The following is a 13,797-nucleotide window of genomic DNA, read 5'->3' on the forward strand; positions in this document are numbered from 1 at the left end:
ATCCGATGGTGTATATTCACGCACCAATTTCCGGTAGAAGAATGAGCCCGATACCGGTGCCCACGAAAGAGACACGATGAACACCCTGATTGCCACGATTGCCGCCTACCTGCTCGGTTCGATTTCCTTTGCCGTCGTGATGAGCCGCGCATTCGGCCTGTCCGACCCGCGCACGTATGGCTCGAAAAACCCCGGTGCCACCAACGTGCTGCGCAGCGGCAGCAAGAAGGCGGCAATTGCCACGCTGGTCGGCGACGCGGCCAAGGGCTGGCTGGCCGTCTGGCTGGCGGTGCGCTATGGCTACGACTACGGGCTGGACGATACCGGCATCGCGCTGGTGGCCATCGCCGTGTTCATCGGCCACCTGTGGCCCGTGTTCTTCCGCTTCGTTGGCGGCAAGGGCGTGGCCACCGCGCTCGGTGTGCTGCTCGGCATCAATCCATGGCTCGGCCTGGCAACGCTGGCGACCTGGCTGATCATCGCTTATGCCTTCCGCTACTCGTCGCTGGCAGCCCTGGTGGCGGCCGTGTTCGCGCCGCTGTACTACGGCCTGCTGTTTGGCGCCGATGCGATCCTGCTGGCCGTGATCGCCATGAGCGCACTGCTGGTGTGGCGTCACAGCGGCAATATCGGCAACCTGATCGCGGGCAAGGAATCCAAGCTCGGCAGCAAGTCGGGCGGGGCCGGGAAAGCAAAATAGGGCAGCGTGCGCGGGGTTTTTACGGAGGCGTTACCATGGTCGGCAATAGCGGCACATTCGCGCCGCGCCGGACAGAAAGGTACTACACCGTGACCAAGCAACTCAGGATTGATTTCGTGTCGGACGTCTCGTGCCCATGGTGCGCGGTCGGTCTCAAATCGCTCGAACAGGCACTGTTGAAAGTGGGCGACGACGTGCGCGTCGACCTGCATTTCCAGCCGTTCGAGCTGAACCCGAACATGCCGCCGGAAGGCCAGGACATCGTCGAGCATGTCACTGAAAAATATGGTGCCAGCCTCGAGCAGCAGGCAGCCAGCCGCGAAATGATCCGCGAGCGCGGCGCCGCCGTCGGCTTCACGTTCGACATGGAGCGCCGCGGCCGCATCTACAACACCTTCGACGCGCACCGCCTGCTGTCGTGGGCCGAAGAAGAAGGCAAGCAACGCCAGCTGAAAGTCGCGTTGCTCGAAGCGTACTTCACCCGCTGCGAAGACCCGAGCAACCACGCCGTGCTGCTGCGCGCGGTCGAGAGCGTGGGCCTGGAGCGCGAGACGGCAGCGCGCATCCTCGCATCGGACGAGTACAAGGACGAAGTGCGCGAGCGCGAGCAGTTCTTCCTCAATGCCGGCATCAAGTCGGTACCGGCCGTGATCATCAACCAGAAACACCTGATTTCCGGTGGCCAGCTGCCGGAAGTCTTCGAACGCGCGCTGCGTGAGATTCCGGGCCTGGAAGCGCCGGTCGACGCCGCCGTTTAAACCAGATCGAGGACCACCGGCTGGTGGTCCGATGCCGCGGTTTCGGACTGCACGTCAAGGGCAGTCAGCCGCGGCGCCAGATCGTCGGTGACGAAGAAATAATCGTAGCATTCAGGCCGCTCGGGCCACGGATAGCCGTGCAAGCCGGTGGTCGGCGCGCGCGCCATGTCGCCGTGCACCACGCGCCAGGCATCGACCAGTGCCAGCGCACTGCCTTCCGGCGCGGCCAGCAGCGCCGCGTAATCCGGCGCATCGGGCGCGAAATTGAAATCACCACACAGGATGGCCGAGCCGGGCCGAAAGCCCAGCTGGTATGGCGCGTCCAGGTTCGGATCGGGCTGGAACAGCAGCGCGCGTGCGCTGGCCTCGGCATGCAGTTCGCGGATGCGGTTGACCTGCGCCATGCGCTGGACGGGCGAATAATATTCGAGATGCGTCGTGAGCAGGCGCAGCTTGCCGCCAGGCGCTTCGACGACCGTTTCAAGCAGGCCGCGCGGCATGCCGGCCGCATGCTCCGGGTCGGCCGGCCACGGCAGCAGGTGACGGTGCACCTGCGAAATGCGGTACTTGGACAGGATCAGGTTGCCGAACAGGCGCGGGACATTGTTCTGGTAAATCTCGCTCGGCGCGTGCTCCATTGCGTGGTAGCCGCCGAAGGCGCCGGCGAGTTGCTTGAACTGGTTGGCGCTGGCGCTGCCTTCAAGCTCGGGGTGATTGGCAGCGACTTCTTGCAGGCAAATGACATCAGGGTTCAGCCGGCGCAGCACGTCGATCATCGCATGAATGCGGATCCGACCGTCCTTGCCACACCCCCAATGTATATTCCAGCTGACTACGCGCATTGTTCACCTCCGTAAAACTTGATCGACGGATATTGCCACCGTTTTAATGGCAACGGTCACACCGTAGGATCAGTGTCAGACAGGCAAGTTCAATGCGGGCGGCAGTCTTTTTGAAGGTTGGCGCCGCTGTGTTTTCAGGCCGCTTCGAGCTCGTCCAGCGGCCAGCGCGGACGCACATTGAACGCGTAATCGCGCTGCGCCAGTGCCGGGTTGCGCTCAAGACGCATCGCACCGGCAAACGCGATCATCGCGCCATTGTCGGTGCAAAATTCCAGCTCCGGATAATAGACCTTGAACTTGCGCTTGGCGGCCGCCGCATTGAGCGACGCGCGCAATTGCTTGTTGGCGCCAACGCCACCGGCGATCACCAGCCGGTTCAAACCCGTGTGCTTCATGGCGCTCACGCACTTGGCGGTGAGCACGTCGACAATCGCGTCGACAAAGCCGCGCGCGATATTGGCCTTGTCCTGTTCCGGGATATCCGCAATCACCTTGACGTCGTGGTTCTTGACGACGGTAAGCACCGCCGTCTTCAGGCCCGAAAAGCTGAAATTGAAGTCCTTGCTGTGCAACATCGGCCGCGGCAGCTTGTAGGCCGCCGGGTCGCCACGCTCGGCCAGTTGCGAGATCGCCGGGCCACCCGGATAGCCCAGGCCCAGCAGCTTCGCCGACTTGTCGAAGGCTTCGCCGGCAGCATCGTCCAGCGTTTCACCCAGCAGCGTGTAGCTGCCCACGCCATCGACGCGCATCAGCTGCGTGTGACCGCCCGAGACGAGCAGGGCGATGAACGGGAAGTCCGGGCGTTCCGACGCGAGCAGCGGCGAGAGCAGGTGGCCTTCGAGGTGATGCACGCCCAGCACCGGCTTGTCGAGCGCGAGCGCCAGGCTGCACGCCACCGACGAGCCGACCAGCAGCGCGCCGGCCAGGCCAGGGCCCTGCGTGTAAGCGATGGCGTCGATGTTCGAGGCCGGCAGATTGGCGCGCTTGAGCACCTCGTCCAGCAGCGGAATGGCGCGCCGGATATGGTCGCGCGAGGCCAGTTCGGGCACCACGCCGCCATATTCTTCGTGCATCGCCACCTGCGAATGCAGGGCGTGGGACAGCAGGCCGCGCTCGGTGTCATACAGAGCAAAGCCGGTTTCATCGCAGGAGGATTCGACGCCGAGAACGATCATGGGGGAAAGCCAGGTGGATTGAGCGGAACCGGGCATTCTACCGCAGGGCGGATGGCGGCGCTGCCCACCCTGCGGATGCTGCGCGGTTTGTTACGGACGCTGCAGCAATTCCTTGTGCGCTTCACGCAGCATGGTTTCTGTTTCTTCCCAGCCGATGCAGCCATCGGTCACCGAGCAGCCATACACCAGCTGCGACAGGTCACCTGGAATCGACTGGCTGCCGCTGACGATGTTCGACTCGATCATCACGCCCACCAGCGACTGGTTGCCGTGACGGATCTGCTGGATGACATCGGACATGACCAGCGGTTGCAGCTCCGGCTTCTTGTAGCTGTTGGCGTGCGAGCAGTCGACCACCAGGTTGGCCGGCAGCTTGGCCTTGGTCAGCGCCTGTTCGGCAATGGCCACCGAGACCGAATCGTAGTTCGGCCGGCCGCCGCCGCCGCGCAGCACCACGTGGCCATAGGCATTGCCGCTGGTGCGCACGATCGACACCGAGCCCTGGCCATTGATGCCCAGGAACGCGTGCGGATTGGATGACGACAGCACCGCATTGATCGCGATGCTGACGTCGCCATCGGTGCCGTTCTTGAAGCCCACGGGCGTCGACAGGCCCGACGACATTTCCCGGTGCGTCTGCGATTCGGTCGTGCGCGCGCCGATGGCGGTCCAGGCGATCAGGTCGCCCAGGTATTGCGGCGAGATCGGGTCGAGTGCTTCGGTCGCGGTCGGCAAGCCGATTTCGCAGACATCGAGCAGGAACTGGCGCGCACGTTCCATGCCGACCTCGACGCGGAACGAATCGTCCATGAACGGGTCATTGATATAGCCCTTCCAGCCGGTGGTCGTGCGTGGCTTTTCAAAATACACGCGCATCACCAGCACCATCGTCTCGCTCACTTCATCCTGCAGCGCCTTGAGGCGGCGCGCGTAGTCGAGGCCGGCTTCGGGATCATGGATCGAGCACGGACCCACGACGACAAACAGGCGCTTGTCCTTGCGGTCGAGGATATTGCGCAGCGTTTCGCGGCCCTGCATCACGGTGGCATAGGCGCGTTCGTTCAGCGGCAGGCTGGTATGCAGCTCGACTGGCGTTGGCATGCGGGCAAACGAGCTGACGTTGGTATTTTCGATTTGTGGCGTACTGGTCATGATGCGATCTATATTTCTTTTGGGGGATGGATCAGTGTAAGCGGAAATTGCTGTATGTGCACATGAGATGTCCTTTGCGCTAAGTGAATCACAAAAGTTTCTTTTTTACAACTACCAGTTGAATTAGCTTTTGAGGCGTCAAAATTATGTAAGAATTGGTTTTCGGAATTATATATTTTGCATAAGACTATGATATTCAGTCGAAAACGGGCTTCGAAGTACGTCAGAGAGAAGAAATTGCCTACCACTGCTTCTCTTGCATTCATTAATGGAACGATAGTTATTACCGCGCTAACTTGGACTGCTTACTTAGTAGGGGTGGTATATCATCAAAGCTTACTTAGTGAATTGGGTTTAAACGCGGAACTTTATCCACAAGAGGCCACTGAGTATTTCATATACGCGTTTTATGCTTGTTTCTCAACATTATCTGCGATATTGCCGCCAATATTCTCGGATGTCATAGTAGCGTTGGTTATTGTTTTCATATGGGTGTTTGTCACAGCTATTGGTTTGATAGTGGTGGCTTTGGAAAAGCATCGATGGGTTACCAGCATCCAGTCTAGGTTCATCGGTAGCCCGCTGTTGAAGAAAGTGTCATTTACAATTTTCTTTCCGTTGCTAGGTTCGATCCTAACATTTTACGTTCCATTGTTTTTTGCTCTAATCCTCACGATGCCGGTTATATTAGGTCAGACTGCGGCAAAGCGTGAAGCCAAATCTTATTTGGCAAAGATTTCAAAAGGATGCGAATCGCTTTCGAGAGAAAAATTTTTCCCTTGTACTGAAGTAACCGAAGAGGGAAGGCAAGTTTCGATAGGCATACTTGTTTCAGCATCGGAGAAATATGTTGGTATGTTGGAGAAAACTGGCAGCCGGTCAATACTCTTGGACGGTAAGGAACTAAGTACGCAACGCGAGGAGCGCTCTCCCTAGTCGAGGTCGGCAACACGTTAGTCAAGCTCGCGCTCGGATTGCCCCTTTCACGTGTATCCTTTTGCCATGACTACCGATATCGAACGCTTTGTCGCTGCCCCCTTCATCAAGGAAATCGGCCGCGGCGTGAAAGGGGCGCGCAGCATGACGCGCGATGACGCGCACCGGCTGTATGCGGCCATCCTCGAGGGCCGCGTGTCCGACCTCGAACTGGGTGCCATTTTGCTTGCCATGCGCATCAAGGGCGAGTCGGTCGATGAACTGGCCGGCTTCATGGATGCAGCGAGCGCCGCATTCACGCCATTGCCCGCGCCGCGCGGCGAATTCGCACCGGTATCGATTCCCACCTATAACGGTTCGCGCAAGCTGGCCAACCTGACGCCATTGTTGGCGCTGCTGCTGGCGCGCGAAGGCGTGCCGGTGCTGGTGCATGGCGTGAGCAATGATCCGGGGCGCGTCACCACGGCTGAAATCCTGCACGAACTGGGCGTCACTGACGCAACCACCGGCGCCGAAGTGCACAATGAATTCGTCCATGGCCGCGCGGCCTTCATGCCGATCGAGCACCTGGCCCCGGAACTGGCGCGCATGCTGGCGCTGCGCCGCGTGCTGGGCGTGCGCAATTCGACCCACACCATCGTCAAGGTCCTGCAGCCGTTCGATGGCCCGGCGCTGCGCCTGGTCTCGTACACGCACCCTGAATACCTGACGACGCTGGGCGAATACTTCGAAGGCGTCGACAGCGAAACCCGTGGCGACGCGTTCCTGATGCGCGGCACCGAGGGCGAAACCGTCGCCCACCCGCACCGCGCCCAGCGCATCGACTGGTTCCATGCGGGCCAGCGCGCGCTGCTGGTCGAGCGCGACGCGCCCACCGACGACCTGGCGATCGTGCCCGACGGCCGCGATGCCGTGACCACCGCCGCCTGGATCGGCGCCGCGCTGCGCGGCGAGGTGCCGGTGCCGCCATCGATTGCCACGCAGGTGGCGTACTGCGTCGAGGTCTCGCGCAAGATCCGCGCCCGCAGTCTGCCAGCGGCCGACTAGCTGTTCGCCAGTGCGCCACTCGCATACAATGGCGGGTTGAGCAAAGGTGGTGGCAGGCATGGCAAATCAATTCGATGTGGCGGTAATCGGCGCGGGCGCGGCCGGGATGATGTGCGCGGCCGTCGCGGCGCAGGGCGGCAAGCGCGTGGTGCTGGTTGACCACGCGGCCAAGCTGGCCGAAAAGATCCGCATCTCGGGCGGTGGGCGTTGCAACTTCACCAACGTCAATGCCGGACCGCAGCACTACCTGTCGAACAATCCCCATTTCTGCCGCAGCGCGCTGTCGCGCTATACCGCGCAGGACTTCCTGGCGCTGGTCAAGAAATACCGGATCGCCCACCACGAAAAGCACCGCGGCCAATTGTTCTGCAACGATTCGGCCGAGCAGATCATCGCGATGCTGCGCGCCGAGTGCGATCTGGGCGGCGTCGAGTGGCGCATGCCGTGCAAGGTGGCCGGTGTGCGCAAGACCGATGACGGCTTTGCCGTCGACACCGATGCCGGCGAGTTGCTGGTGGGTAGTGTCGTGGTTGCCACGGGCGGCCTGTCGATCCCGAAGATCGGCGCGACCGATCTCGGCTATCGCATCGCCACGCAGTTCGACCTGCCACTGATCGAGACCCGCCCCGGCCTGGTGCCGCTGACCTTCGACGGCCCGAGCTGGGAACCGTTCGTGCCGCTGGCGGGCATCGCACTCGAGGTCGACGTCAGTACCGGCAGCAGCAAAGGCAAGGGCGCACGGGGAGGGCATTTCCGCGAAGACTTGCTGTTCACGCACCGCGGCCTGTCGGGGCCGGCAATCCTGCAGATTTCCAGCTACTGGCAACCGGGCACGCCGATTGTGCTGAACCTGTTGCCCGATATGGATGTGGCCGACACACTGATCGGCCTGAAGAAAACCGAGAAAAAACAGCTGGGCAATGTGCTGACGCAGTGGTTGCCCGCGCGCCTGGCCGAAGGCTTGCTCGCGGCCAATGGCTTTGATGCGACTGCGCGCCTGGCCGACATGGCCGATGCAAAACTGCGCGCGCTGGGCGACGCGATCAACCGCTGGGCCATCGTCCCGACCGGCTCGGAAGGGTATCGCAAGGCCGAAGTCACGCTCGGCGGCGTCGACACCAAAAGCCTGTCGCAGCAGACGATGATGGTCAACAAGGTGCCCGGCCTGTACTTCATCGGCGAGACGGTCGACGTGACCGGCTGGCTGGGCGGCTACAACTTCCAGTGGGCCTGGGCATCGGGCGTGGCGGCCGGTCTGGCGGTGGTAAATAGTTGACGTTTGAAAACACCACTTCGTGATTAAAGCTTCCACTCGACTGCAAACGATGCTAGAATTTCGTTCTTCCCTAAATCCAACGGTTTGATTTTTACATGACCACTATCCGCCTTAAAGAAAACGAGCCGTTCGAAGTCGCCATGCGTCGCTTCAAACGCACCATCGAAAAGACCGGTCTGTTGACGGAACTGCGCGCACGCGAGTTCTACGAAAAACCGACCGCAGAACGCAAGCGCAAGCTGGCAGCAGCAGTGAAGCGTCACTACAAGCGCATCCGCAGCCAGCAACTGCCGAAGAAACTGTACTAAGACAGTTCAGACGGCCAAGACCCGGTGACGGCATTGCCAGTCCCGGCGAGTCGCTGAAGTCCGCAAACCCGCTTCGGTTTCGCCGCAGCGGGTTTTGTCGTTTCACCCTTTTGAATACGGAGATCCCATGAGCTTAAAAGAACAACTGACCGAAGACATGAAAAGCGCCATGCGCGCCAAGGAAACCGGCCGCCTGGCAGCGGTGCGCCTGATCATTTCCGAAGTCAAGCGCAAGGAACTCGACGAACAGACCCAGCTGGACGATACCCAGGTGCTGGCCGTGATCGAAAAGATGATCAAGCAGCGCAAGGATTCGATCAGCCAGTTTGAGGCCGGCAACCGTCCTGACCTGGCCGACATCGAAAAGGCCGAGATGGTCATCCTGTCGGCGTACATGCCAGCCGGCCTGTCGGACGAAGAAATCGCTGCCGAAGTCGCTGCTGCCGTTGCCGAAACCGGCGCGACCGGTCCGCAAGACATGGGCAAGCTGATGGGCGTGCTCAAGCCGAAACTGGCTGGCCGCGCCGACATGACCGTGGTCTCCGGCCTGGTCAAGAAAGCCCTGGCTGGCGCGTAAGCGGTACCTGCAACGCGTCGTTTCTGCCCACCCTCGGGCAGGGACGACAACTTGTTGCATATCAATTTGCAGCAGGCGCTGCGGTATAGTCTGGCCCTAGACAAACACTGTGTAAGCTCAAGTGATTCCGCAAACTTTCATCACCGATTTGCTCAACCGGGTCGACATTGTCGATATCGTGGGCCGCTACGTCCAGCTCAAGAAGGGCGGGGCGAACTTCATGGGCCTGTGCCCGTTTCACAACGAAAAGTCCCCCAGCTTTACCGTCAGCCCGACGAAACAGTTCTATCACTGCTTCGGCTGTGGCGCGCACGGGACGTCGATCGGCTTTTTGATCGAATACTCGGGCATGGGCTTTGTCGATGCGGTGAAAGACCTGGCCCAGAACGTCGGCATGATCGTGCCCGACGTCGATGACAAGATCCCGCCGGCCCAGCGCGCTGCGCAGCAGGCGCAGTCGCTGGCGCTGACCGATGCACTGACGCAGGCGTGCGCGTTTTACCGCGCGCAGCTGCGCGAGGCGCCGGACGCCATCGCGTATCTGAAGAACCGTGGCCTGACCGGCGAAGTGGCCGCCCGCTTCGGCATGGGCTACGCGCCGGCCGGCTGGGACAGCCTGCGCGCGGTGTTCCCCGAGTACGAGGCGCATGTGCTGGTCGAGTCGGGCCTCGTGATCGACAAGGTCGACGAAGAGGGCAACCGCCACAAACGCTATGACCGCTTCCGTGAACGCGTGATGTTCCCGATCCGCAACACTAAGGGCCAGGTCATCGGCTTCGGAGGCCGCGTGCTCGACAGAGGCGAACCGAAGTACCTGAACTCGCCCGAAACCCCGCTGTTCCAGAAAGGCCTGGAACTGTATGGCCTGTTCGAGGCGCGCCAGGCAATCCGCGACGCCGGCTATGTGCTGGTGACCGAAGGCTATATGGACGTTGTCGCGCTGGCGCAGCTGGGCTTCCCGCAAGCGGTGGCCACGCTTGGCACCGCCTGCACCAGCACCCACGTGCAAAAGCTGCTGCGCCAGACCGACGACGTGATCTTCAGCTTCGACGGCGACAAGGCCGGCCGCAAGGCCGCCCGCCGCGCACTGGAAGCATGCCTGCCGCAAGTAAGCGACAACAAGACCATCAAGTTCCTGTTCCTGCCGCAAGAGCATGACCCGGACAGCTTCGTGCGCGAGCGCGGCGCCGAAGCCTTCGAGCAAGAAATTGCCGATGCGATGCCGCTGTCGCAATTCCTGTTGCGCGAAGTCACGCAGGAGCACGATCTCGATACGCCCGAAGGCCGCGCCAAATCGCAGTTCGACGCCAAGCCGCTGCTGCAATCGATGACGCCGTCGAGCCTGCGCCTGCAGATCGTGCGCGGCCTGGCCAGCATGACCCAGTCGACGCCGGCGGAGATCGAAAGCCTGTTCGAGTTGTCTAAGCCGGTAGCCACCGCGCGCCGGGCGCCGCCGCGCCAGGGCCGGCCCGAGCCGGTTGGCCTGGAGCGCAAGATGCTGCGCATCCTGGTCGCGCATCCGCACCTGGCGCTGGAACTCGACGAGGTCGCGCTGAGCGCCTTCGACTATTTTGGCGAAGAGGGCGCGGATCGCCTGCGGCATCTGATCGACACCGCGCAGGCCTTGGGCCCACACGGCACGTTTGCCGCACTGTCACAACAGTTGCATGAAGTCACTAACGAGTATGATGGCATGATTGCCGAAATTGCCGCCGAACCTGAAAATGAGGTCGACGGCGACCGCATCGTCCTGCTCAGTTCGGTACGCCAGATCAAGATGGATTCGTTACGCGAAGAATTGAACCAGTTGTTTTCTGCCGGCTTGACCCCAGATCAGGTCAGTACTCGCTATCGCGAGATTACTGCCCAGCTGGACCTTCTGGAACGTGAAGCCACTGCGGCGATGGCACCCCGATGAACACTGGCTTTCTCCCCGTGGGCCAAGGCGTTCACGACTGGAAAAAGAAAGGGTGCGTGCTATAATAAAACGCTAACTATTGCAACTGTTGAAACACTTCTTGGTTCAATTGCGTGCGTGGAGTATTAGTTAGCGGGGCATGGATTTGTGCCTGCAGGATGATGAAGGTAACAAAACTTTATTCTTAACCATCGTAAAGTTAGTCGTTGTGACATCGAAAGCGCCTGTGCCAACCAAGAAACCCGAAACCAACGTGGCTGCCACGACCACGAGAACGTCTGCCGCCAAGGCCGACAATGTGCAAGACAAGGCGGAGGTGCGTACGGCGACCTCGGCACCTGTCAACCAGACGACCGATGCGGCCACGCTTGCCGCCATCGACACGTCGGGCTACGTCTTGCCTTCTGTCAAAGTGCCGGGCCGGCGCGGTCGCAAGCCAAAAGAATTCACTCCTGAAAACGACGAGATCGCCGCGCTGAATGCGGTCGAGCGCGCCGAACTCAAGGCTGCGGACAAGGCCAAGGCCAAGGACCGCAAGGCCAAAGAGAAGGCACTGCTCAAGGATGCGTTCTCGTCCGATACAGAGGCCAGCGAAGAAGAACTCGAGCTGCGCCGCAGCAAGCTCAAGGCCCTGATCAAGTCGGGCAAGGAGCGCGGCTTCCTCACGTACGCCGAGATCAACGACCACCTGCCCGAAAACATCGTCGATCCGGAAGCGATCGAGGGCATCATCGGCACGTTCAACGACATGGGTATCGCGGTCTACGAACACGCGCCCGATGCCGAGACGCTGCTGCTGTCCGACAATGTCCCCAACGCCACCAGCGACGATGAAGCCGAAGCGGCTGCCGAAGCTGCGCTGTCGACGGTCGACTCCGATTTCGGCCGCACCACCGACCCGGTCCGCATGTACATGCGCGAGATGGGCTCGGTCGAGCTGCTCACGCGCGAAGGCGAAATCGAGATCGCCAAGCGCATCGAAGACGGTCTGAAGGACATGATCCAGGCCATCTCGGCCTGCCCGGTGACGATCGCCGAGATCATCGGCACCGCCGCCAAGATCGACAGCGACGAAATCAAGATCGACGAAATCGTCGACGGCCTGGTCGACCAGGAAGGCGAAGACAATACGCCGCAAGTTGCCGCGCCCGCCGCCAGCGACTCGGACGACGACGAAGACGACGAAGACGACGCCGAAGGCGAAGAGGAAGAAGAAGAGGCGCCAAGCAACTCGGGCGCCGCCGGCTACTCGGCCGAACAGCTCGAAGCGCTGAAAGTGACTGCCCTGGGCAAATTCGCCGAGATCGCCCAGCAATTCGACAAGATGCGCAAGGCGTTCGAAAAGGACGGCTACAACTCGAAAGCCTACGTCAAGGCGCAGGACGCGATCTCCAACGAACTGCTGGGCATCCGCTTCACGGCCAAGGTCGTGGAAAAGCTGTGCGACACGCTGCGCGGCCAGGTCGACGAAGTGCGCCACATCGAAAAGCAGATCCTCGACGTGGCCGTGAACCGCTGCGGCATGCCGCGCGCCCACTTCATCAAGGTCTTCCCGGGCAACGAAACCAATCTGGAATGGGTGGATGGCGAAGTCAACGCCGGCCACGCCTACAGCGCGATCCTGGGCCGTAATATCCCGACGATCAAGGAACTGCAGCAACGCCTGATCGACCTGCAAGCGCGCGTCGTGCTGCCGCTGCCTGACCTGCGCAACATCAACCGCCAGATGGCGGCTGGTGAAATGAAGGCGCGCAAGGCCAAGCGCGAAATGACCGAGGCCAACCTGCGCCTGGTGATTTCGATTGCCAAGAAGTACACCAACCGCGGCCTGCAATTCCTCGACCTGATCCAGGAAGGCAATATCGGCCTGATGAAGGCCGTGGACAAGTTCGAGTACCGCCGCGGTTACAAGTTCTCGACCTACGCAACGTGGTGGATCCGCCAGGCAATCACCCGTTCGATCGCGGACCAGGCGCGCACGATCCGTATTCCGGTTCACATGATCGAAACGATCAACAAGATGAACCGGATCTCGCGCCAGATCCTGCAAGAGACCGGTGCCGAGCCCGACCCGGCCACGCTCGCAATCAAGATGGAGATGCCGGAAGATAAAATTCGCAAGATCATGAAAATCGCGAAAGAGCCGATTTCCATGGAAACGCCGATCGGTGACGACGACGATTCGCATCTGGGCGATTTTATCGAAGACAACAACACGCTGGCACCATCGGATGCTGCGTTGCACGCGTCGATGCGGGGCGTGGTCAAGGATGTGCTGGACTCGCTGACGCCACGCGAAGCCAAGGTGCTGCGCATGCGCTTCGGCATCGAGATGTCGACCGACCACACGCTGGAAGAGGTCGGCAAGCAGTTCGACGTCACCCGTGAGCGGATTCGCCAGATCGAAGCGAAGGCGCTGCGCAAACTGCGTCACCCGTCGCGCTCGGACAAGCTCAAGAGCTTCCTCGAGAACAACAGCTGATTGTTGATGCGGGCTTGACGGCCCTGTACTAAAGGCAATATGCTCTCGCCACTTCGCTCATCACGTTCCTATCGATGAGCAGGTGGCGAGTTGCTTGCCACTATCCCAGTTTCTGGGCCTCTAGCTCATGCTTGGTTAGAGCAGCGGACTCATAATCCGTTGGTGCCGTGTTCGACTCACGGGAGGCCTACCAATATTTTTGTTGTGTATTCAAAGGGTTAGGTGACTTTGATCACCTTCCTATCTCTCTGCCTTTCCCTCCTGCTCAACGTATGCTCAAGGGGGAATCAAATGGCATCAATCGGCTAGCGTGGCGATAAGTGGCACGTACGCATCTGTAGGAAAGACCATCCTACGGTCTGTAAGTCTTTCAGTCTGCTCAAGGACGCGCAAACATGGGCGAAGAACACCGAACTCAAACTTGAGCGAGGTGAGGCGCTTGGACGTGAGACGGTTCTTCTCTCTACGCTCTTTCAGCGCGACTTGGCCTCAGTCTCACCCTTGCAGAAAAGGCAAGCAGGAAGTGTCCGCATCAATTCCTGGCTCAAACATCCATTGGCGAGTCGAGATGCCGCATCCATCAAACCAGCAGAAATTGCCCCCTACTGTGATCAGCGAGCCAAAGC

Annotated in this window: 12 protein-coding genes and 1 tRNA gene; 10 read left to right on the plus strand and 3 right to left on the minus strand. The window is 60.6% G+C overall.

Going from position 1 to position 13,797, the window contains the following annotated elements; all coding sequences use genetic code 11:
• Positions 1–76: 76 nt before the first annotated feature.
• Both plsY and AC56LN_RS01940 read left to right on the plus strand, forming a co-directional pair.
• Positions 77–700: a glycerol-3-phosphate 1-O-acyltransferase PlsY gene (plsY, locus tag AC56LN_RS01935; protein ID WP_499569670.1), complete on the plus strand. Its 624-nt coding sequence runs from the start codon at positions 77–79 to the stop codon at positions 698–700.
• A gap of 89 nt (positions 701–789) precedes the next feature.
• Entirely contained in the window at positions 790–1,458 is a 669-nt protein-coding gene (locus AC56LN_RS01940) for a DsbA family oxidoreductase (protein ID WP_499569671.1), read from the plus strand.
• Here the strand turns inward: AC56LN_RS01940 and AC56LN_RS01945 are convergent.
• The 3 genes from AC56LN_RS01945 to AC56LN_RS01955 all read right to left on the minus strand — a co-directional run bounded on the left by AC56LN_RS01945 (position 1,455) and on the right by AC56LN_RS01955 (position 4,627).
• Positions 1,455–2,300 carry an endonuclease/exonuclease/phosphatase family protein gene (locus AC56LN_RS01945; protein WP_482900081.1) on the minus strand — a complete coding sequence of 282 codons (846 nt, stop codon included), beginning with the start codon at positions 2,298–2,300 and terminating at the stop codon, positions 1,455–1,457. The two genes, AC56LN_RS01940 and AC56LN_RS01945, sit on opposite strands and share 4 nt — an antisense overlap.
• A gap of 134 nt (positions 2,301–2,434) precedes the next feature.
• Positions 2,435–3,475, minus strand: coding sequence for a tRNA (adenosine(37)-N6)-threonylcarbamoyltransferase complex transferase subunit TsaD (tsaD, locus tag AC56LN_RS01950; RefSeq protein WP_499455522.1), 1,041 nt, complete (start codon positions 3,473–3,475; stop codon positions 2,435–2,437).
• Positions 3,476–3,565: 90 nt separating this feature from the next.
• Positions 3,566–4,627: a 3-deoxy-7-phosphoheptulonate synthase gene (locus AC56LN_RS01955; protein WP_499569672.1), complete on the minus strand. Its 1,062-nt coding sequence runs from the start codon at positions 4,625–4,627 to the stop codon at positions 3,566–3,568.
• Positions 4,628–4,864: 237 nt separating this feature from the next.
• Between AC56LN_RS01955 and AC56LN_RS01960 the strand changes: the two genes are divergently transcribed.
• The 8 genes from AC56LN_RS01960 (at position 4,865) to AC56LN_RS01995 (ending at position 13,364) form a co-directional block, all read left to right on the plus strand.
• A complete protein-coding gene (locus AC56LN_RS01960) occupies positions 4,865–5,563 on the plus strand; it encodes a hypothetical protein (protein WP_499569673.1) in 699 nt (232 codons plus the stop codon).
• A gap of 66 nt (positions 5,564–5,629) precedes the next feature.
• Positions 5,630–6,610 carry a DNA-binding protein YbiB gene (gene ybiB, locus AC56LN_RS01965; protein ID WP_499569674.1) on the plus strand — a complete coding sequence of 327 codons (981 nt, stop codon included), beginning with the start codon at positions 5,630–5,632 and terminating at the stop codon, positions 6,608–6,610.
• A 58-nt stretch (positions 6,611–6,668) separates the two neighbouring features.
• Positions 6,669–7,886, plus strand: a complete 1,218-nt coding sequence (locus AC56LN_RS01970) for a BaiN/RdsA family NAD(P)/FAD-dependent oxidoreductase (protein ID WP_499569675.1) — start codon at positions 6,669–6,671, stop codon at positions 7,884–7,886.
• 95 nt (positions 7,887–7,981) lie between these two features.
• Entirely contained in the window at positions 7,982–8,194 is a 213-nt protein-coding gene (gene rpsU, locus AC56LN_RS01975; protein ID WP_005665410.1) for a 30S ribosomal protein S21, read from the plus strand.
• 127 nt (positions 8,195–8,321) lie between these two features.
• Positions 8,322–8,771 carry a GatB/YqeY domain-containing protein gene (locus AC56LN_RS01980; protein WP_183556374.1) on the plus strand — a complete coding sequence of 150 codons (450 nt, stop codon included), beginning with the start codon at positions 8,322–8,324 and terminating at the stop codon, positions 8,769–8,771.
• A 121-nt stretch (positions 8,772–8,892) separates the two neighbouring features.
• On the plus strand, positions 8,893–10,689 hold the full coding sequence (gene dnaG, locus AC56LN_RS01985) for a DNA primase (RefSeq protein ID WP_499569676.1): 1,797 nt from the start codon (positions 8,893–8,895) through the stop codon (positions 10,687–10,689).
• A 226-nt stretch (positions 10,690–10,915) separates the two neighbouring features.
• Positions 10,916–13,171 (plus strand): RNA polymerase sigma factor RpoD, encoded by a 2,256-nt coding sequence (rpoD, locus tag AC56LN_RS01990; protein WP_499569677.1) that lies wholly within the window; start codon positions 10,916–10,918, stop codon positions 13,169–13,171.
• Between the two features lie 114 nt (positions 13,172–13,285).
• Positions 13,286–13,364 (plus strand) — tRNA-Ile (locus tag AC56LN_RS01995).
• Positions 13,365–13,797 lie beyond the last annotated feature (433 nt).

The sequence above is a fragment of the Telluria sp. ZT3P26 genome, assembly GCF_059686035.1.

What these genes read in the sequence shown, in the direction of transcription:
- plsY (WP_499569670.1), top strand. Translation starts at nt 77, where the DNA reads ATGAACACCCTGATTGCCACGATTGCCGCCTACCTGCTCGGTTCGATT.
- AC56LN_RS01980 (WP_183556374.1), top strand. Translation starts at nt 8,322, where the DNA reads ATGAGCTTAAAAGAACAACTGACCGAAGACATGAAAAGCGCCATGCGC.
- AC56LN_RS01945 (WP_482900081.1), bottom strand. Translation starts at nt 2,300, where the DNA reads ATGCGCGTAGTCAGCTGGAATATACATTGGGGGTGTGGCAAGGACGGT.
- rpsU (WP_005665410.1), top strand. Translation starts at nt 7,982, where the DNA reads ATGACCACTATCCGCCTTAAAGAAAACGAGCCGTTCGAAGTCGCCATG.
- tsaD (WP_499455522.1), bottom strand. Translation starts at nt 3,475, where the DNA reads ATGATCGTTCTCGGCGTCGAATCCTCCTGCGATGAAACCGGCTTTGCT.
- ybiB (WP_499569674.1), top strand. Translation starts at nt 5,630, where the DNA reads ATGACTACCGATATCGAACGCTTTGTCGCTGCCCCCTTCATCAAGGAA.
- AC56LN_RS01970 (WP_499569675.1), top strand. Translation starts at nt 6,669, where the DNA reads ATGGCAAATCAATTCGATGTGGCGGTAATCGGCGCGGGCGCGGCCGGG.
- AC56LN_RS01955 (WP_499569672.1), bottom strand. Translation starts at nt 4,627, where the DNA reads ATGACCAGTACGCCACAAATCGAAAATACCAACGTCAGCTCGTTTGCC.